Annotated in this window: 17 protein-coding genes; 11 read left to right on the top strand and 6 right to left on the bottom strand. The window is 73.2% G+C overall.

From position 1 onward, the window contains the following. Window positions 1-13: 13 nt before the first annotated feature. The 3 genes from ACGFIB_RS33535 to ACGFIB_RS33525 form a co-directional block, all read right to left on the bottom strand. Window positions 14-1,006: an Acg family FMN-binding oxidoreductase gene (locus ACGFIB_RS33535; RefSeq protein ID WP_393377231.1), complete on the bottom strand. Its 993-nt coding sequence runs from the start codon at window positions 1,004-1,006 to the stop codon at window positions 14-16. Window positions 1,007-1,154: 148 nt separating this feature from the next. Then, window positions 1,155-1,757, bottom strand: coding sequence for a hypothetical protein (locus ACGFIB_RS33530; RefSeq protein ID WP_393377229.1), 603 nt, complete (start codon window positions 1,755-1,757; stop codon window positions 1,155-1,157). Window positions 1,758-1,963: 206 nt separating this feature from the next. Next, complete coding sequence (locus ACGFIB_RS33525) at window positions 1,964-2,536, bottom strand: TetR/AcrR family transcriptional regulator (protein WP_393377226.1); 573 nt, start codon at window positions 2,534-2,536, stop codon at window positions 1,964-1,966. 118 nt (window positions 2,537-2,654) lie between these two features. Between ACGFIB_RS33525 and ACGFIB_RS33520 the strand changes: the two genes are divergently transcribed. Beyond that, window positions 2,655-3,209, top strand: a complete 555-nt coding sequence (locus tag ACGFIB_RS33520) for a hypothetical protein (protein ID WP_142575502.1) — start codon at window positions 2,655-2,657, stop codon at window positions 3,207-3,209. A 111-nt stretch (window positions 3,210-3,320) separates the two neighbouring features. Here ACGFIB_RS33520 and ACGFIB_RS33515 read toward each other — a convergent pair whose 3' ends face one another. After that, window positions 3,321-3,635, bottom strand: coding sequence for a hypothetical protein (locus tag ACGFIB_RS33515; protein ID WP_393377223.1), 315 nt, complete (start codon window positions 3,633-3,635; stop codon window positions 3,321-3,323). A gap of 322 nt (window positions 3,636-3,957) precedes the next feature. Between ACGFIB_RS33515 and ACGFIB_RS33510 the strand changes: the two genes are divergently transcribed. The 3 genes from ACGFIB_RS33510 to ACGFIB_RS33500 all read left to right on the top strand — a co-directional run bounded on the left by ACGFIB_RS33510 (window position 3,958) and on the right by ACGFIB_RS33500 (window position 9,346). Beyond that, window positions 3,958-4,389: a nuclear transport factor 2 family protein gene (locus ACGFIB_RS33510; protein WP_142575500.1), complete on the top strand. Its 432-nt coding sequence runs from the start codon at window positions 3,958-3,960 to the stop codon at window positions 4,387-4,389. A gap of 146 nt (window positions 4,390-4,535) precedes the next feature. Beyond that, window positions 4,536-8,237 carry a protein kinase domain-containing protein gene (locus tag ACGFIB_RS33505; RefSeq protein ID WP_393377220.1) on the top strand — a complete coding sequence of 1,234 codons (3,702 nt, stop codon included), beginning with the start codon at window positions 4,536-4,538 and terminating at the stop codon, window positions 8,235-8,237. 5 nt (window positions 8,238-8,242) lie between these two features. Beyond that, the gene (locus ACGFIB_RS33500) at window positions 8,243-9,346 is read left to right on the top strand and encodes a hypothetical protein (protein ID WP_393377217.1); all 1,104 of its coding nucleotides are present in this window, start codon (window positions 8,243-8,245) and stop codon (window positions 9,344-9,346) included. Between the two features lie 43 nt (window positions 9,347-9,389). On the opposite strand, the gene ACGFIB_RS33495 is transcribed toward ACGFIB_RS33500, so the two are convergent. Next, entirely contained in the window at window positions 9,390-10,286 is an 897-nt protein-coding gene (locus tag ACGFIB_RS33495; protein WP_393377378.1) for an aminoglycoside phosphotransferase family protein, read from the bottom strand. A 340-nt stretch (window positions 10,287-10,626) separates the two neighbouring features. On the opposite strand from ACGFIB_RS33495, the gene ACGFIB_RS33490 reads away from it, so the two are divergent. Beyond that, window positions 10,627-12,312 carry a TIGR03767 family metallophosphoesterase gene (locus ACGFIB_RS33490; protein ID WP_393377215.1) on the top strand — a complete coding sequence of 562 codons (1,686 nt, stop codon included), beginning with the start codon at window positions 10,627-10,629 and terminating at the stop codon, window positions 12,310-12,312. Window positions 12,313-12,357: 45 nt separating this feature from the next. Here ACGFIB_RS33490 and ACGFIB_RS33485 read toward each other — a convergent pair whose 3' ends face one another. Beyond that, entirely contained in the window at window positions 12,358-14,556 is a 2,199-nt protein-coding gene (locus ACGFIB_RS33485) for a beta-glucosidase family protein (protein ID WP_393377213.1), read from the bottom strand. Window positions 14,557-14,666: 110 nt separating this feature from the next. Here ACGFIB_RS33485 and ACGFIB_RS33480 point away from each other — a divergent pair, with 110 nt between their 5' ends. From ACGFIB_RS33480 to ACGFIB_RS33455, 6 genes are all read left to right on the top strand, one after another. Further along, window positions 14,667-15,242, top strand: a complete 576-nt coding sequence (locus ACGFIB_RS33480; RefSeq protein ID WP_393377210.1) for a TetR/AcrR family transcriptional regulator — start codon at window positions 14,667-14,669, stop codon at window positions 15,240-15,242. A gap of 131 nt (window positions 15,243-15,373) precedes the next feature. After that, window positions 15,374-16,123, top strand: a complete 750-nt coding sequence (locus ACGFIB_RS33475) for a GntR family transcriptional regulator (protein ID WP_142575494.1) — start codon at window positions 15,374-15,376, stop codon at window positions 16,121-16,123. Beyond that, window positions 16,107-16,334 carry an indolepyruvate ferredoxin oxidoreductase subunit alpha gene (locus ACGFIB_RS33470; RefSeq protein WP_393377207.1) on the top strand — a complete coding sequence of 76 codons (228 nt, stop codon included), beginning with the start codon at window positions 16,107-16,109 and terminating at the stop codon, window positions 16,332-16,334. Before ACGFIB_RS33475 ends, ACGFIB_RS33470 begins: the two co-directional genes overlap by 17 nt. Window positions 16,335-16,348: 14 nt before the next feature. Then, on the top strand, window positions 16,349-17,803 hold the full coding sequence (locus ACGFIB_RS33465) for an ABC transporter substrate-binding protein (protein WP_393377205.1): 1,455 nt from the start codon (window positions 16,349-16,351) through the stop codon (window positions 17,801-17,803). After that, on the top strand, window positions 17,800-18,771 hold the full coding sequence (locus tag ACGFIB_RS33460) for an ABC transporter permease (RefSeq protein ID WP_393377202.1): 972 nt from the start codon (window positions 17,800-17,802) through the stop codon (window positions 18,769-18,771). The genes ACGFIB_RS33465 and ACGFIB_RS33460 overlap by 4 nt, the downstream gene beginning before the upstream one ends. Next, the gene (locus ACGFIB_RS33455; protein ID WP_393333369.1) at window positions 18,768-19,529 is read left to right on the top strand and encodes an ABC transporter ATP-binding protein; all 762 of its coding nucleotides are present in this window, start codon (window positions 18,768-18,770) and stop codon (window positions 19,527-19,529) included. Before ACGFIB_RS33460 ends, ACGFIB_RS33455 begins: the two co-directional genes overlap by 4 nt. The last annotated feature ends 1 nt before the right edge of the window (window position 19,530 follow it).

Here is a 19,530-nt window from a genome sequence, read left to right as displayed (position 1 = left end):
TCTCGGCGCCGGCTCACGCCGCGCAGCCCTCGCGGGGCCGGGCCGGAGGGGTTCCCCTCAGCTCAGCGGCGGGGCGGCGGGGTGCGCGGGGGACCGCCGGGCCGTACCCCAGCCGGATGATCATCTGGATGTGCCCGCGCCGGTGGTGGGGATCGCTGCGTCGGCGCATGTCGCGGAGGTCGAGCGGCTGGTTGAGGAACGAGGCCGAGACGCCATGGACGGTCGCGGTCAGCAGCAGGCGCTGCAGGGCCTGGCCGGCGCGCAGCCAGTCGGCGGGGCCGTCGCCCGAGGTGGTGAGCACGGCCAGCCGGGGATTCGACTCGAAACGGACCGCCCGGCGCTCCCCGCGCGTCCCGAAGTCGCGGACGGGCGCAGGGTCGTCTGCGCAGCCGGGCCCTCGCACGTAGGACGGCAGGCCGTCGCGGCGGTTTCCGCTCATCGTCCACGCCCGCAGCTCGGCCTGGTAGTCGCCGTCCTTGCCGAGCTCGTCGTCGGCGACGGCGATGTGTTCCAGCAGGTCCGCCGCGGCGTGCCGCTCCAGCGTGACCAGGCGCGTCCCCTCGCAGGCCGCCGCGTGGCGCAGGTCGGCCAGCACGTGCGGGGGAACCGGCCGTTCGCCGAAGGGCTCCCGGTTGGTCCGGCGCAGGCCGATGCGGTCGTACAGTTCGCGGGTTCGCCCGGAAGCCGGGGCGTACGGCGACACGCGGACGGCGGCCAGGAGCTGTGGTTCATCCGCGGTGTTGGGCAGGAGCCAGATCAGCGGCCGGTGACCGGCCGTCCGCACGGCGAGCCGGAGGTTGAACAGAGCGGCGCCACAGCTGACGTGCAGTGAACGCCCCCGGGGGTCGCTGACGCGCAGCCGCCGGTCGGGGTCGGCCAGCAGTTCGGCGAACTCCCCGCGGACCGCTGCGAGCCGCCAGGGCTGCGTGTTGAGCACCGAGGGCGCCTGCCCGGCGGCGGTGAGCAGCCGGTGAAAAGCGCGTTCTGTGGCGAAGGGAGAGTGCACGGCGCACCTTCTTCAGGGAGGGTCTTCTGCCTTCAGGGAGGGTCTTCTGCGTGGGCTCGCCGTCGGATGAGGGAAGCACGCCCGGCGGCCGGGCCACGCCGGCGCCCACCCCCGGGGGGCCGGGGGTGGGCGCCGGGAGCCGGATGGGTTACTTGAGGATCGGGAAGCGGCGGACGAGTGGGGTGGCGGCCCATTGGGTGCCGAGTCCGAGGGTGGTGCCGGCGCCGGTGAGGGCGAGTCCGATCAGGACGATGGCGTAGACGATGTGTTCGTCCATGAAGGGGTTGGTGGTCAGGGGCAGTTCGGCGGCCCACATCATGAGCAGGAGCAGTCCTGCGGTGGTGGCGGCGATGCGCATGCCGATGCCGAGGATGAGGGCGGTGCCGATTGCGGCGAGGCCGGTCATGAACAGCCAGTCGACCCAGGGCTGGCCGGCGAGGGTGGTGAACAGGCCGCCGAGGGTGTGGTCGGCGGTGCCCTTGAGGAAGCCGGCGGTGGGGCTGGCGCCGTTGGTCCAGGCCTTGGCGGCGGGGGTGGCCAGGCCCCAGCCGAACAGCTTGTCCAGGAAGGCCCACAGGAACACCCAGCCGATGGCGACGCGGGCGGCGGCCCACACGTAGCGGACCGGGCCGGCGGTGGTTGCCGGTGTGGTCGGCTGTGTGGTCACCCGGGGCGCGGGGGTTTGGGCCGTGACGGGGGGAGTGGCGGCGTGCACGTGGTCGCCGTGGTCGCGCCTTTCGATGGTGGCCATGACCGGCCCCTTTCAACGTTCTTGCTCTCTTGGTGACGTCTCAAGGAAACCGCGATCACCGGGTGTGCCACAGGAGCCGTACGGCATGCTCCGGCCGTCCCGAAGTCCCGTGATCGCGGGACCTTCGGCCCACGTCCGGCAGACGGGGCTATCGGGGCCCCGGCCGAACAGGGGCGTCACCCCCGCCCGGCGCGGCAGCGGCGGGCTCAGCTCCGGGGCGAATCGCCGGTGCCGATGAGGGCCCGGCCGCTGCGGAGGAACGAGGCGGCGACGGTCGCCGGCTGGTCGAGATATCCGGCGACCATGGCGCCGTCGCGGATCAGCATCAGGTCGTCGGCGACCTCTCCGGAGTTCTTCAGACCGAGCGGGGCGATGAGCTGTTCGAACGTCGCCTTGTTCCAGCGGCGATGCGCGTCGACGGCCTTGCGGATCGGGCTGTCCGGGTCGGGGTATTCGGCGGCGGCGTTGATGAAGGGGCAGCCGCGGAAGCCGGGCGCGCAGGCGATGAGGCCGATCGCCTCGGCGATCACCCGCAGGGTGGCATCGACATCGCCCTCGCCCTGCTTGATCGCCGCACCGATGCCGTCCCGTTCGAGTGCGGCGCGGCGTTCGAGGTAGGCGACGACGAGGTCGTCCTTGCTCTTGTAGTGCCGGTAGAACGTCACCTTCGTCGTGCCGGCGAGGTCGATGACCTTGTCGACGCTCACCGCGCGGAGCCCGTGTGCGTAGAACAGCTCGGCCGCCGCTTCAAGGAGGCGCTCACGCATGGGGCTGCTCACGCTTGGGATCATACGCGGTCCCTCCTCCTCACCCCTTGTGCCGGACCCGACCGCCGAGCTACTGTCAGCGCGGTAGAGTTACTAGTCATTCTACCTACTCCGATCGAGAAGAGAGACGATGACCACCGTCACTGATGTGAACACCCGTCGCACCGCCGTGGCGTTGCGCAACCTCTACGTGGTGCGATTCGGATTCGCCCTCATCTGGGCGGTCCTGCTGTTCCTTGCCGGGCCCTCTGGCCCCGTGAGCGTGGCACTGCTCGTGATCTACCCGCTGTTCGACGTCGCCGCGGCCATCGTCGATCTGCGCTCCTCGGCGACCGCGCGCCCCACCGCGGCCCTGTACGTCAACCTGGCCCTCAGCCTGCTCACCGCCATCGGTCTGGCCGTCGCGGCCACCTCCGGCGTGCCCTCCATGCTGCGCGTCTGGGGCGCTTGGGCGATCACCGCCGGAATCGTGCAGCTCATCGTGGCCGTCAGCCGACGCGGGCTCGGTGGTCAGTGGGCGATGATCCTCAGCGGAGCGATCTCCACGATCGCCGGGACGGCGTTCATCCTCCAGGCCGGTACGCCGGCCGCATCGCTGACAAGCCTCGCCGGGTACGCGACCGCCGGCGGCGTCTTCTTCCTCATCTCCGCCCTGCGTCTGAACGGCACCGCGAAGAGCACCTGATCCCCGTCCCGCTGCCGGAACTGCCGGCCGCCCACCATGGTGTCCCCGAACCCGCGCCGCGCTGCGCAGTGGCGAGTGAGTCCTCCAGCCCCCGGGAGCGCGTCGCGGACGTCACCGGCGTCGACAAGCGGGGCAGGCCGCGGACACGTGGGCGACCACCGGCTCGCCGCGAACGGTCCGGTACGCCTCACGGGCGGTGGCGCGGATGAGTTCCGGGCACGTGGAGGCGGCGAGGCGGACGGACACGTAGACGTGCGCCATGCCGTCCACCTCCGTCAGGCGGACGTCGTCCACCAGGTCGGTGAACGCCTCGCGCAGGGCGTCGCGCACGGCGAGCCGCGCGAGGGGAGCCGTGGCCTGGTCATGGTCCTGTTCGTCCTCCTGGCGGCGGGGAATCGGACGGGGTCGTCTGCTCGGGATCGTCATGACTCAACCGTCCCGCCGGCCGCCCCTGCGCGGGAACAGCCGAAGGTCCTCATCCCCGGCGCATACGGCGGCACATCCGATCCGGCGGATGCTCTGCCCGCTCAGCGCGGCGTACACGGAGATGCTCAGGCCGACCCCGTTCGAGGCGTCGGTGCTGGTCGCGCTTCCGGTCGTCGCTGGGACGGATCGTGCTCGGTGTGCTGACCGATCGGTACGGCGGGCGACCTCGTTGGCTGTCCACGCTCCGAGGACAACGGCGTGCAAGAGGTCTTTTGGCCTCTCATTGCCCCTGTCTCATTAGGCTTGTCGAGGGGGTTCTTCGATGGCCGATGTGGTGGACCGGCTGATCAGCGCACTGAACACCCATGATGTGGATGCGGTGATGCGCTGCTATCTGCCCGACGCGGTCGCGACATGGCCGGATATGGAGGCGGGCAACCCTCAGGAGATCGGCTCCTACTGCACGCAAATGTGGGAGGCATTTCCCAATCTCCGCTTCACACGGTGGGAGAAGACCGCATGCGGTGATGCGATCGCGACGGAGATGGTGGCCTGCGGTACCCAGACGGGGCCGTATCTCCTGGTCGGAGGTGAGGTGCTGGAGGCGACGGGCCGTTCCGTCAGCGCACGCTGCTCCTGCTTCTGGAACGTGGTCGACGATCTGATCGCGAGTCAGCGCTTCTACTACGACCAGTTGCAGGTGTACGCGCAACTCGGCATGTGTCTGCCACCCGTCTTCGACCGGTCCGGCTAGGGCGTCGAGGAGATGCCGGCGCCGGTCGAGAAAGACACGCCCTGCGCGGGCCCCGAGCCTGATCGAACGCTCCGCGTGGGTCTTGGCGGGGCTGGATCTCCGTAGCACGATCGGGGCATGCGGTCCGCGGCCGGCGGGAGGTCTGGATGGCGACCGTCCTGCTCCCCGGCGACCCGCGCAGGCTTGGCGGCTACTGGCTCGCCGGCCGCCTGGGCGAGGGCGGGCAGGGCGTCGTGTACGAGGCCTACGACGAGGCCGGCCGCCGGGTGGCCGTCAAGGTCCTCCGCTCGGCGGGCGGGCCGGGCGACGCGCGGGCGAGGGCGCGGTTCGCCAAGGAGGTCGCCGCCGCGCGGCGGGTCGCGCCCTTCTGCACGGCCAGGGTCATCGCCGCCGATCTGGAGGGCCCCCAGCCGTACATCGTGAGCGAGTTCGTCGCCGGGCCGAGCCTGCGCGCGGCGGTCGCACGGGACGGGCCGTACGGGCCGGAGGAGCTGCACCGTCTCGCCACGGGCATCGCGACGGCGCTGGCCGCCATCCACGGGGCGTCGGTGGTCCACCGCGACCTCAAACCGGACAACGTGCTGATCGGCCCCGAAGGCCCGCGGGTCATCGACTTCGGCATAGCGCGGACCTCCGACATGTCGCTGACGACGACCGGGCACGTCGCCGGCACGCCGGCCTTCATGGCCCCGGAAAGCGTGCTCGGAGCACGGGTGGGCCCGGCCGTCGACGTCTGGGCCTGGGGAGCCGTGACGCTGTTCGCCGCCACCGGCCGGGAGCCGTTCGCCGAGGGGGCCGCCCGTCTGCCCGTACCCGGCGGCGGTCCGGAGGCGGCGGGGCAGGCGCTGACCGGGGTGGCGGCCCTGCTGCACCGCATCCTGGCGGCCGACCCCGACCTGACCGTGCTGGGGGAGCCGCTGCGCGGCCTGGTGGCCCGGGCGCTCGACAAGAACCCGGAGGCCAGGCCCGACGCGGACACCGTTCTTTCGACGCTGCTCGGGCACCCGTCGCCGCGCGGCGAGGCGCTGCTGGCGGAGGGCACCCGTACGGCCGAGGGCCTGGGGCCGCTCCGGGCCCTCGCGCCGCCCCCACTCGCGGCCGTGGCCGAGGAGGCGTACGGCGCGCTCGTCCCGGCCGACCAGGCGCTGGTGCCGCGGATCCTGCTGCGGATGGTCGCGCCGGGAGAGGGGAACGACGACTCTCCCCGGCCGGTGCCCGAGGACGAGCTCCTCGACGGCGTGGTCGACCGGGAGACGGCCGGCCGGGTGCTGTCGGGTTTCGCCCGCGCCGATCTCGTCGTCCGGGAGGGCGAGACGGTCGCGCTCGCCGCGGCCGCCCTGCTGCGGGCCTGGCCCCGGCTGCGCGGGTGGGTCGACGCGGATCGGGCGGGCCTGCGGGTGCAGCGGCCGCTGACCGAGGCCGCCCGGACGTGGGACCTGAACGGGCGGCGTCCCGGCGACCTCTACCAGGGGACGGCGCTGGAGACGGCGGTCGGCTGGGCGGCCACCGCGCGCCACCACGTCACGCTGAACACGCTGGAGAAGGCGTTCCTCGACGCGTCCCGGGCCCTCGCCCGAGACCGCGCCCGGCGGCGCCGCCGCCTCACCGCCGTGCTCGCCGTGCTCGTGGCCGTCGCCGCGGCCTCGGCCGGGCTGGCCCTCGACCAGAAGTCGTCCGCCGAGCGGCAGCGGGACGTGGCCGTGGCCCGGCGGCTCGCCGCCCTGGCCGAGACCTCGCGCTCGTCCGATCCCACCCGGGCGATGGCGCTGAGCGTGGCCGCATGGCGGCTGGCCGGGGTGCCCGAGGCGCGGGCGGCCCTCTACAGCTCGCTCGCCCAGCCGCTGCGGCGGATCGACCCGCCGCCGCCCGTCACCGCCGATGCCCGGTTCGACCTGAGCGGGGACGGCCGGCTGCTCGCCGTCGCCGACGCCGGCCGGGCGGTCCTGTGGGACGTGGCCGCCCACCGTGTGGCCGGGGGCGCCCAGGGCGTCGCGGTGGCACCCGACGCCGTCGCGCTCAGCCCCGACGGCCGCCGCCTCGCGGTTTCCGGCGGCGGCCGTCTGCGTGTGTGGGACCTGTCCACCGGCCGTCCGCTCGGACCGGCGTTCGGGAACGGCGCGCTGGAGATGACGTTCGGCCCGGACGGCCGGCGCCTCGCCGTGCTCGCGCCCGGCCATCGAGGTCAGGTCTGGGACGCCCTTCGCGGCGTCGAACTCCTCGACGTGCGCGACGAGCGTGCGGTGGGGGTCGCGGTCTCCGCGGGGCGCGCCGCCGTGCTGCTGGACGACGGCCGGTTCCGGCTGTACGAGCCGGCGGCGGTACGTTCCGGCTCGGGGGGTTCCGGCTCGGGGGGATCCGACTTGGAGCACTCCGGCTCGGAGCACTCCGGCTCGGAGCACTCTGGCGGGGCACGGAGACTCCCGGCTCCCGCGGGCGGCCGGGGGGACGCCGTCGCCTTCAGCCCCGACGGCCGCACCCTCGCGGTCGGCCGCGGCGGGAACGTCGCCTTCTGGGACCTGTCCACCGGCCGCCGCCGCGGCGCCGTCCTGGAGGGCGCCTCCGCCGAGTGGCTCGCGTACGGCGACGGCGGTCGCCTCGTCCTGACCTTCGACCGCACCGGCGTCGGCCTGTGGAGCGCGGACGGAGGCGGCCTGCTGGCCTACTCCACACCGGAGGACACCACCGGCATGCCGGACATCAGGGTCGCGACGGGTGAGGCGGGCGGGCCGGTGCTGCGCTACCTGCTGAGCGGCGGCCGCGTCGCCACGGTGGACGCGGCGGCGGGCGCCCGCTCGACGGCGGTGTCCCCGTCGGCGGTCGCCGCGGCCTTCGCCCCGGGCGCGCGGACGCTCGCCGTCTCACCGCCCGGAGCAGGGCCGGTGTTGTCGGACCCGGTCTCGGGCGCCCGCCTGGGGCCGTCCCTCGGCGGCACACCGGCCGGGGCGCTCGCCTTCGCCTCCGACGGCCGCACACTCGCCTCCGTCCCCTACGCCTCCGTCCCGCACGCCTCCGTCTCGCAGGCCTCCGCCTCCCGGCCGGACGAGGCGCGAGGCTCCGGCGATACCGCGACCGTGAGCCTGAGCCTGAGCCTGTGGAGCGTGCCGGACGGCCGCCCGCTTCGCCGGATCCCTATCGGGCGGGCCGCCTCCGTGGGCGGGCTGGCCGCCGGAGGCCACGTGCTCGCCGCGGCGCCCGTCGCCGGCGACTACGAGCCCGTCCGGGTGTGGGACCTGTCCAGCGGCCTGGAGGTTCCCGTCCCGCGCAGGACCGGATGGGACGTCATGGCGGTCAGCCCGGACGGCCGGGTCCTCGTGGTCGGCGGGCGGGACGCCACCCTGGTCGACCTGGTCGCCGGCACGTCCACCGGCCGTCCCTTCGGGCCGGTGCTCGACGGCGTGCGATCGATCGCCTTCAGCCCCGACGGCTCGGTCATCGCCACCGGCTTCCACGAGGCGGGCGTGGCTCTGTGGGACGCCCGCACGCTGCGACGGGCGGGGACGCTCGCGCCGGAGAAGGGGCGGTTCGACGACGTGGTGGCCCTCGCCTACTCGCCGGACGGGCGGCTGATCGCCACCGGAGGCACGAGCGGGGAGGTCCGGCTGTGGGACGCCGCCGCCCGGTCGCCGCTGGGCCTGCCGTACGCCGTCCACGCCGGCCCGGTGCTCGCGCTCGCCTTCGGAGCGGACGGGCGCTACCTCTACAGCGCCGGAAAGGACGGAACCTTGCGGCGCTACACGATGGACCCGCAACGGGCCGCGGCCGAGGTGTGCGCGCGGGCAGGCGGCGGGCTGGGAGATGACGATTGGCGGCGCCTCGTGCCCGAGGCGCCCTACCGGAAGGTGTGCTGAGCGACATGACGATCATCGACCACCTGCTCGCGCGGCTCCTGCGACGGCCCAGAGGCGACGGCGCCCCCACGAAGATCAAGCCGGTGGAGACCGAATCGGTGGAGATCGAGTCGGTCGAGGTCGATCCCGACCCCGTCCCGATCGGCGGCGAGGACCAGGTCGTGGCGACCTTCGAGGTGGTCACCAGCGGGCCGTCCGCCGAGGTGACGGGCGACCTGGTGGCTCCGGACGAGTCCCGCGCCGAATTGCGCTTCGAGAGAGAGGAGCGCACGACCTTCGAGGAGCGGTGGCGGTCCCGGCACGCGTTCGGCCGGGACGCGGCGGCGGGGACCTGGCGCGTCGTGGTCGGCGCCGGCGGCGGCACCGAGGAGCGGGAGTTCGAGGTCAGCGCCGAGGAGGGGCTGCGGCGGTCGAGGATCGACGGCTTCGAGCTGTCCCCCGACCCGGTCGACGAGGGGAGCCCCCTGACCGTCTCCGGCCTCCTTGAGGTGGTGACCGGGAAGGAGGACTGGGGCGGGCTTCCCGGCCGGACGGTCGCCCTGCTGTTCCGGCCCGACGACATGCTCGCCCGCAGGGAGGTGGCGCGCGTCGTCACCGACAGGTCGGGCCGGTTCGACGCGACGGTCACGGCGACGGAGTCCGGCTTCTGGTCGGCGGAGTTCCGCGGAGACGCCAGGGAGGCCAGGGACTTCAGGGAGGTCAGGGCGGTCAGGGACGCCGGACGCGTCACCGCCGCGAGGAGCGCCGAGGTTCATTCGGCCGTGAGCGCCGCCGGGGCGCAAACCAAGATCACCTATTCGGCGAACCCGAAGAGCGGCCGGCGGAACAGGAAGGCGACCCACGCCGGCACGCTGTTCGTCCGGGTGCAGCCCGCCGGGCAGCCCGCCCGGTGGGACCCGCTACCCCAGCAGCGCGTCCGTCTCTGGTTCGACCCGTCGGGGACGGGCGCCGACGCGGTGAAGGGGACGGCGACGACGGGTTCGGACGGCAGGTTCACCCTGCGGAAGAAGGTGCCGTCGACCGGCGAATGGCAGGTCCGCTTCGACTCACAGGCGCCGTCGCAGCGCCGTTCGTGCAAGTCGCCGGTCCGCAGGCTCACCGTGAGCTGAGCCGCACGCCGGTCGGCGGAGCTTCGGGGCCGGGCCCGCAGGTTCAGACGGGCCCGGCGTCCGCCAGGAGGCGTTCCAGGGTGCGCCGGCCCATCCGGGCCATGACCGGGTTGGTCTCCAGGTAGTACCAGACGAGCCCCATCGCCTGCGCGAAGGCCCACGCCTTGCCCCGCTCCCACTCCAGATCGTCGCACTTCAGGCCGAGACGGAGCATCCGGCGTGGTTCCGCCTCCAGCAGGTGCCAGGCGCCCACGAGATCGAGGGCGGGATCGGCCGGCCCGAAGCCGCCGGCGTCGAGAATCCCGGCGAGCCGGCCGTCGGACACGAGCACGTTGCCGGGAATGAGATCGCCGTGGGTCATCACGTCGGCCGCTTCACGCGGCAGGCTACGGAACCCCGCCCACATCCGGCGCAGCCGGGGAACGTCCAGCAGTCCTTCACTGCGCTCGAAGCAGGTCTCCATCCACGCGTCGTGCGACCGGAGGTCGCCTCCCCGCCCACTGCCGGAGAACGTACGGCCGCGCGTGCCGACTGCGCGCAGGTCGGCGATGAGATCGGCGAGACCGTGGGCGAACGCGACCGACTCGCCGGGGTCCTCGTCGATCGCCACGGCGCCGGGCAGCCATGTCTGCACCGACCACGGAAGCGGATACCCCGCACCGGGCTCGCCGAGCCCGACCGGCTCGGGTGTGGGAAAGCGAGTGCCGCCCGCCAGTTCGCGGGCCGCCTCCGCCTCGGACTCCAGCCGGCGGCGCGTCGCGTCGACCGGCTCGGGCTGCAGGGGAAACCGGGCCGCGAACCGGTCGCCGATGCGGAAGATGGCGTTGGTCGTCCCACAGGCGGCGATGCCGGTGACGGGCAGGCCCCGCCACTGCGGGAACTGCTCGCCCACCAAGACGCGCACGGTTTCCTGTGTCACGGTCAGCTGGTCGGCGTGCATCTTCACGCCGGGGAGCGTTCCGCGTTTCGTCCTGTCCCGCAACCTGTTTTCGGCCGCCGAGCCGGCTGGCCCGCGCCGTCGTCACCGCCCCGCCCGACGCCGCCCGCCGCAGCCCGCCCGGTTACCCCGACAGGCGGCCTCACGACCTCGGACAGTGCTCTTCCGAACGGCGGGAAAGCGGCAGGCGTCCGGCCCGCTGCCCCCGGGTGTCCGTATCGCCTACGGCTATTTCTCGGCCACAGATGGCTGGCCGGCGTTTCAGCCGTGTTAGGCCGGGAGTCATTCCCGCTGTCAACCATTCCCAGTGGACGTTCGCCTCGACGCCACCACTGGGAGCATCATGGGTCCCGCCCTCAACCGCCGCGCCTTCCTGCTCGCCTCCGGGATGACCGCCTCGGGCGTCGCGCTGGAGATCGCGCTTTCCTCCACCCCGGCCGCCGACGCGGCCGTGACGCCGTCGACCACGAGAACCACGACGACCTCGACGACCACGACGCCCATGACGACGGTCCACACCGTCGCCGGACCGCGCGGGGCCGGCGGATACCGCAGGCTGTCCGACGGCCCCGGCTGGCGGCGGGTGACCCGCACCGAACTGGCCGACGCCAAGAAGGACAGGGCCGAACGCCGCACGCCGCTGGCCTGCTTCGTCCAGTTCACCGATCTGCACATCACCGACGTGCAGAACCCGCAGCGCTATGAGTTCCTGCGCGCCGGCGACATGGGCTCCTGGCGCCCGCAGGAGGCGTTGACCGCGGTCGGCGCCGTCTCATTGATCGAACAGGTCAACACCCTGCACCGCGGACCGGCCACCCGGGCGCCGATCGGGTTCGTCATGACCACCGGTGACAACACCGACAACAACTCCCGGATCGAGCTGGAGTGGTTCCTCACCGCCATGACCGGCGGCCGCTTCACCCCCAACACCGGCGACCCCGGCGCGTACGAGGGCGTGCAGAACTCCGGCCTGGGCCTCTACTGGCAGCCCGATTCCGGCACACGCGACATCGACAAGCGGGCGGGCTTCCCCCACCTGGACGGCTTCCTGGAGGCGGCCATCCGCGAGGTGAGCAGCCCCGGCCTGGCCGTGCCGTGGTATTCCACCGTCGGCAATCACGACCAGCTCTTCGGCGGCGCCTACTCCGGAGCCGGCGGCTTCTTCGCCGACCTGGCCACCGGCTCGCGCAAGCTCTTCGATCTGCCCGCCTCCGAGGCCGGCGCCGTCTACCGGGCACTGCGCCGGGGCGACCCCACGGGCGCCAGCTTCCGCGCCCTGTGGAAGCGCTACCGGGGCAGGGCCCGTACGGTCACCGCCGACGAGCGCCGCGCCCCCTTGAGCCCGCACGCCTACATCGCCGCCCACCTCGACCCGGCGTACACCGGCCCGGGACCCGTCGGCCACGGCTACACCCGCGACAATCTCGACAGCGGCCGGCTGGACTACTCCTTCCGGATCGCCGACGGGGTGGTCGGCATCAGCCTGGACACCACCGACCGCGGCGGCGACTACCGCGGATCGGTCGGCACCCGGCAGCTGGCCTGGCTGGAACGGACCCTGAAGGCCCACGCCGGCGACACCGCCCTGATCTTCAGTCACCACCCGAGCTGGGCCATGACCAACCTCGCCCCCAATCCGGCCCGCCCGCACGACAGGCGCCACGGCGGGCAGGAGCTGCTCGCGGTGCTGAGGAAGCACCGCAACGTGGCCGCGTGGATCAACGGGCACTCCCACCTCAACAAGATCGTCCCGCAGGGCGGCTTCTGGGAGGTCTCCACCGCCTCCCACGTCGACTATCCGCAGCTGGCGAGGGTCGTCGAGCTGGCCGACAACCACGACGGGACGCTGTCGCTGTTCACCACGCTGGTGGAGTCGGCCGCGCCGCACCGCACCGACTTCACCGATCTGTCCCAGGGCGGCCTGGCCGCGCTCTACCGGGAGCTCTCGTTCAACTCCCCGGGCATGCGGAGCGGGCTGGCGGGCCTGCCCGGTGACCGCAACACCGAGCTCCTGCTGAAGAGGCGCTGACGGCGCGCCCGCGACGTGATTGACCTCGGCGACCTCCCGCCGCCGTCACAGCGTGACGGTCGAAACGGCGGCGTCGGGGTCGCCCGCGTGGGACGCCGCCTCGATCACGGCCGTCGGGGAGGCGGGGACGAACCCGGTGGGCGTCCACCTCCGCAGGGGCCGGGCCGACGCGGGGACGGTGACCCGGGCCGATGCCCCGGCCGGGAGGTCGACGGTGGCGAACCCGAGCAGGACCCGGGTGGGGAAGTCGTCGGCGGCCGCGTCGATGCCCGTGGGCCGTCCGTAGAGCTGCACGACGTGGCGGCCCGCGCGCGAGCCGGTGTTGGTCACGGTCACGACGCCCGTGAGGGAGTCACCCTCGGGAGCGTCCACGGTGAGGTCGGCGAGGGCGAAGCTCGTGTAGGACAGCCCGAACCCGAGCGGGAAGGCCGGCGCGTGGCCGTCCCGGTCCAGCAGCCGCTGGCCGAACCACTTGTCGTAGGTGATGGCGGTGGCGTCGCGGTCGAAGGACGGCAGGTGCTCCTCGGCGGCCGGGATCGAGTACGGCAGCCGTCCGGCGGCGTCGACGTCGCCGAGCAGCACGTCGGCCAGGGCCCGGCCCCCTTCGGAGCCGGAGTACCAGGAGACCAGCACGGCGGGCACGGCGTCGCGCCATTCCTCGGTGATGACGGCCCCGGCGGTGACGATCACCACGACGGTGCGGGGGTTGGCCGCCGCCACGGCCCGGATGACGTCGGCGTCGACGGGCCGCAGCCGCAGACTCGCGCGGTCGCCGCCGGCGCTTCCCCCGTTGATGGAGTCCACCGCGCCGGGCTCGGCCAGGAAGGCCGCGAACGACTGCCCGGCGGGGTCGTCGCCGGGCGGGGGGAACAGCGCGAGCAGGCCGGGATCGGTCAGCACGTCCCCGCCGATCCACTCGCCCTCGTCCGCGGCGGTGTAGCCGGCGACGACGACGGCGACATCGGCCTGCCCGGCAGCGGCGGCGGCAGCGGCCGGATCGTCGTCGGCGACATGGGTGATCCGGGCCCCCGGGAGCGCCTCCGTCAGACCCTGCAGCGCGGTGATCACCTCCGGTGCGCGCACGTCGGAGGAGCCGTTGTCGCCGGTGTTGGCCACGTCCGCCAGGCGCCCGATGACCGCCAGGGAGGTGAGCGCCTCCCGGCGCAGGGGGAGCAGGGGCACGTCGCCGACCGGCTCGTTCTTGAGCAGCACCATGCCGCGGGCGGCGACCTCGCGCGCCAGCGCGCGGTGCCCGGGGTTGAACACCACGTCGAGCGGGGGCTCGGGCTCGGTGAGGGCGGCGTAGTGGCGCACCTGGGTGCGCAGGATGCGGCGGGCCGCCCGGTCGACGTCGTCCCAGCTCGCCCTGCCCGCCTCCAGGTCGGCGGACAGGTGCTCGGCGCGCTGCTGGCGGAAGGGCTCTTCCACGTCCAGCCCGGCGCGCAGCGAGGCGGCGGCGTCGCGCAGGCCCCAGATGAAGTCGGAGACGGTGACGCCCTCGAAGCCCCACATGCCGCGGAGCACGCCTTCCATCAGGTGCTCGTTCTGCCCGGCCCACTCGCCGTTGACCGAGTTGTAGGCGGTCATGACGCCCGACACGCCCTCTTCCACGATCCGCCGGAAGTGCGCCAGGTAGACCTCGTGCAGGGCCGCGTCGTCGGCGGTGACGTCGACCTTGAACCGGGCGTTCTCCATGCTGTTGAGCGCGTAGTGCTTGACGACGGCCATGGCGTTGCGCTGCACGCCCCGGGTCAGCGCCGCGCCGAACTCGCCGAGCAGGATCGGGTCCTCGCCGTACGTCTCCTGGGCCCGGCCCCACGACGGGTGGCGGGGCAGGTTCACGCACACGCCGCCGAAGAAGTTGGCGCCCTGGGCGCGAAGCTCAAGCCCGATGGCGGTGCCGACGCGCTCCTCGAGCTCGACGTCCCAGGTGGCGCCGCGGGCCATGGAGACCGGGAACGCGGTCGACTGCCCCATCACCACGCCGCGCGGGCCGTCGGAGAACAACAGGCCGGGGATGCCCAGCCGTTCGACGCGGCCCATCGGGTAGGGGGTGAGGTTGTACCCGTTGGTCATCATGTCGGCCATGCCCTGCCAGAACGGCAGGTCCCCGTCGAGCAGCCACAGGCGTTCCTCGCGGGTCGTCTGCGACAGCAGCTCGTCGACCGCCTCGTCGAGGGGCCGCCCGGTGCGCACTGCGGCGACGGCGGCGGAGAATGCGGTCGGGGAGGAGGGCGTCGACATGCGCACACAACTCTCTGAACAGGCGCGACAGCGCTATCTACCAAACGGTAGATAACTTAGGCTGGTATCGTGATCGAAAGCAACCCCCGCCCCCGAGGAGCCAGGACGGCATGACCCCCTCGCCGGTACGGCGCCGGCTGCCGCCCGCCGAACGCCGAGAGGAGATCCTCAAGGCGGCCACCGAGCTGATCGCGGCCTCCGGATTCAAGGGCGTCACCCTGGAGGCGTTCGCGGCGGCCTGCGGCATGACCAAGGCGGGGCTGCTGCATCACTTCCGTTCCCGGGAGGAACTGCTCATCGCGGTCCTCGAACGCCGCGACACGCTCGACCTCGCAAGCGTGGCCGACACACTGGAACCGGCGCCCGACGCGGCCGTCGCCCGCGCCGTCATGTCGGGGTTCGTCCGCCGCAACCTCGCGCAGCGCTCGCTCGTGCAGCTCTACACGGTGCTGTCGGCCGAGGCGCTGGACCCCGCGCACCCCGCGCACGCGTATTTCCAGACGCGGCTCAGCGAGGGCCGCGCCATGCTGGAGTGCTACCTGCTGGCCTGGCATCCGCGGCCCGGTCAGGCCGCGGTGGACCTGCTCGCCTTCCTCGACGGCCTGCAGCTCAACTGGCTGCGTGACGGCGGCATCGATTTCCTCGCCCAGTGGGAGGCCTTCGCCGACCGGTTCTTCGCCGCCTGACCTCCCCGGGGGTGGCGGTTGTCGGCCGTATCGATGTGAAGCCGCAGGTAGAGGGTGTCTCACGATCTTCCGGAGTGGCGTAATCGCGCCGTTATCCGCATATCCCTACCTGAACAGTAGGCTTATGCCTCATGGAGTTGGCGGACGCGAGACGGCGCCGGGCGGACAGGGCCCGCCAGGTCGCCGACCTGCTGCGGCGGGAGGTCGTACACGGCGGATTCGGCGGTGGTCACCTGCCGCTTGAGTCCGCCCTCGCCCGGGAGTTCGGGACCTCCCGCAACACGATCAGGGAGGCTCTGGACCTGCTGCGCGACGAGGGCCTCATCGAGCGGTGCCCGGGAGTGGGCACCACGGTGGCCGCGGAGAAGTACCCGCACGGCCTGCACCGGCTGCTCGGCCTCGCCGAGACCCTCCGGGAGCACGGTGAGGTCACCAACGAGGTCCGCGCGATGGGGCTGACCACGCCTCCGGCCGCCGTCCGGCAACGGCTCGGCCTGCCACCCGGCGAGCCCGTCGTCTACATGGAGCGGCTGCGCAGGCTCAACGGGCTGCCGCTCTCGCTTGACCTGACCTACCTCGTCCGCGAGGTGGGGGAGCCGCTCTTCGACGCCGACCTCGTGCACAACGACGTGTTCGTGCTGCTGGAACGGGTCGCCGGCCGGCCGCTCGGCGTGGCGGAGCTGACGATCGAGGCCGTGAGCGCCGACGCCCACACCGCCGCCGTCCTCGACGCGCCGCGCGGCGCGGCGCTGCTGATGGTCGAGCGCCTCACCCATCTGTCCGACGGCCGTCCGGTCGACCTGGAGTTCGTCAGGTTCCGCGGCGACCGCCTCACCATGCGTGGCCATCTCTGGAGGAACACCGATGACCCTGGTCAATAGCCGCGTCGACGTGCCCGTCACGATCGACGAGTCGCTGTGCATCGAGGGCTGCACGCTGTGCGTGGACGTCTGCCCGCTCGACTCGCTGGCCATCCACGAGATCAGCGGCAAGGCGTACATGCACGTGGACGAGTGCTGGTACTGCGGCCCCTGCGCCGACCGGTGCCCGGCGGACGCGGTCACGGTGAACATCCCCTACCTGCTCCGATAGAAGGACACCCCCCAATGCGTAAGCTCATCGCCGCCGTGGCGCTGCTGGCCGCGGCCGGGTGCTCCGTGTCCGCGGGCGCCGACGACGGCAGGCAGACGGTCGTCGTCGGATACCAGTCGAAGACCATCAACACGGTGACGGCCGGGACGCTGCTGCGCGGCCTCGGCTACCTCGAAAAGCGCCTCGGCGACGGATACCGGGTCGAGTGGCAGGACTACGACACCGGCGCTCCGATCACCGCCAAGATGGTGGCGGGGAAGATCGACATCGGGTCGATGGGCGACTACCCGCTCCTCATCAACGCCTCCCGCACCCAGGGCGTGCCCTCCGCGCGGACCGAGCTCGTCTCGGTGACCGGCTACAACCTGCGCGGCGGCCTGAACGCGGTCGTCGTGCCCCCGTCGTCCGACGTGCGGACCCTGGCCGGCCTGAAGGGGAAGAAGGTCTCGGCCAGCTCGGGCTCGGCCGGGCACGGCACGCTGGTGCAGGCCCTGGAGCGGGCCGGGCTCGACCCCGCGACGGACGTGGAGGTCGTGAACCAGCAGCCGCCGGTGGGCGCGTCCGCGCTGCAGTCGGGCAACGTGCAGGGATACGCCCAGTTCGTGGCCTGGCCGGGGCTGCTCGTCTTCAAGAACCAGGCCAGGCTCGTCTACGACGGCTCGGCGCTCGGCGTGCCGACGTTCCACGGCGTCGTCGTACGGCAGGCGTACGCGAAGGAGCACCCCGACGTGCTCCAGGCGTTCCTCCAGGCGCAGATCGACGCGACGAACTACCTCCACGAGCATCCCGTGGAGGCGGCCGAGGCGGTCGCCGAGGCCACCGGCCTGCCGCCCGAGGTGGTCTACCTCTACAACGGGCGTGACGGCATCGCCTCGTTCGATGTGACCGTGAAGCCGGAACTGGTGGCCGCCCTGCGGCACGACGAGAAGTACCTGAAGATCATCGGCACCGACTTCACCGACGTCGACGTGACGAAGTTCGCGAACGACTCCTTCATCAGGAAGGCGTACGGCGCCTCCTACGACGCGGGCACCGCGAGCACCGCCAACGCGGCGAGGATCACCGGGACCGACGAGGCCTGCGGGACCGCCGTGGGCGACCCGGCGAAGGCGGGCGAGCTCTGGCTCGCCGGGGAGGACCGGCTCCGCCCCGCGGCCACCCCCACCTGCCTGCTGCGCCAGATCGCCGCCGCCACCTCGGCCGGCGGGACCGTGCGGGCCGCCTACGTGCCCGACGCGGCCACCGGCACGCACTGGTTCGCGGACAGGTCAATCTGGGTCCGCGACCCCTCGGCGGGCGAGAACGAGCGGTTCGCGCCCTTCACCACCGCGGACGGCGCGCAGGCGTACGTGAAGGAGCACCCCCGGGCGCGGATCGTCGGATACGACGAGGCGCTGAAGGCCGCGGCGGGGGAGCCGAAGGCGGCTGCGGGGGAGCCGAAGGCGGCTGGGGAAGGTGCGTCGCGATGAGCACTCCGGCGCTGGACGCGACACTCGGCCCCGCCGCCCCCGCCCCCGCCGCCCCCGCCGCCGCGGGCGCGGACGCCGCATCGGCGGGCCGGACGAGAACGGCGGCCGGCCTGCGCAGGTGGGCGGTCAGGTCGGCCTCCCTGGCGGCCGTCGTCGCGGTGTGGCAGTGGCTGACGACCGCGGACGCCCGCGTCGGGCTGCGGTTCGACCGGCTGCCCTCGCCCGCCGAGGTCGCGGCCGAGCTCGGCCGGCAGCTCGGCACCAGGATCTACTACCTCGACCTGGCCCAGAGCATGATCCGCATCCTCACCGGATTCGCGCTGGCGGCCGTGGCCGGCATCGCCCTGGGCGTCCTGGTCGCGCGGTCCCGATGGGCCGGTGACGTGCTGCTTCCGCCCATCGAGGTCGTCCGGCCGATCCCGGCGATCGCCCTCGTCCCGATCGCGATCCTGGTGTTCCCCACCGACGAGCAGGGCATCGTGTTCATCACGTTCGCCGCGGCGTTCTTCCCGATCATGGTGAGCACGCGGCACGCCGTACGGGCGCTGCCGACGCTGTGGGAGGACGCGGTCCGCACCATGGGCGGCGGGCGCGCGCACGTGCTGTGGAACGTCGTCCTCCCGGGCACGTTGCCCGGCGTCTTCGGCGGGCTGTCCGTCGGCATGGGCGTCGCCTGGATCTGCGTGATCTCCGCCGAGATGATCTCCGGGGAGTTCGGCGTCGGCTACCGCACCTGGCACGCCTACACGGTCGTCGACTATCCAGCGGTGCTCGTCGGCATGGCCTCGATCGGCGTGCTCGGCTGGGTCGCCTCGGCGTCGATCGAACTGCTCGGCCGGCGCCTGACCCGGTGGCTGCACAGTTCTGATCAAGGGGCTGATCAAGCCACTGATCAAGGGGCCGATGAATGGGCCGATGCGAGGGCGCATGCGGGGGCCGGCGCGGGCGCGGAAGGCGGCGCCCGATGAGCGCACGCACCGCCGGATCGGCCGTGCAGGCCGCACGGGTGGGCGCCGGGCTCGCCATCCGGCTGGAGGGCGTGGCCCTCGGTTACGGGCGGCACGCCGTGCTGGAGGACCTGCGCCTCGACATCGCCCCCGGCGAGGTCCTGGTGATCGTCGGTCCGTCCGGGTCGGGCAAGTCGACCGTCCTGCGGGCGATCGCGGGACTGCTGGCACCGCGCGCCGGCCGGGTCCTGGCCGAGGGCGTGCCGGTCACCGGGCCCTCCGCCGACCGCGCGATGGTCTTCCAGGACGACGCGCTGCTGCCCTGGCGCACGGTCCTGCGCAACGTCGAGCTGCCGCTGCGCATCCGCGGCGTGCCGAGGCGGCAGCGCAGGACAGCCGCCGCGAGCTGGATCGCCCGCGTCGGCCTCGCCGGTTGCGAGGACCGGCTGCCCCGGGAGCTGTCCGGCGGCATGCGGCAGCGGGTGCAGCTCGCCAGGTCCCTGGCGGGCGCGCCGCGCGCCGTGCTCATGGACGAGCCCTTCGGCGCGCTGGACGCGCAGACCCGGGGCGAGATGCAGCGCCTGCTGCTGGACGTGCTCCGCGACACCCTCGCCACGGTCGTCTTCGTCACCCACGACGTGGACGAGGCGCTGCTGCTCGCCGACCGGGTCGTCGTGCTCGGCCGCGGCGGCATCGGATGCGTCCTGCGGGTGCCGGACCCGCGCACCCCCGACATCGACCGCGCCGGGCTGCGCGCCCGCATCATCGAGGAGCTGTGAG

Origin of the sequence: Microbispora bryophytorum, from assembly GCF_043197435.1 — a bacterium.
GTDB lineage: Bacteria > Actinomycetota > Actinomycetes > Streptosporangiales > Streptosporangiaceae > Microbispora > Microbispora bryophytorum.
This window is presented reverse-complemented; position numbering and strand designations above follow the sequence as displayed.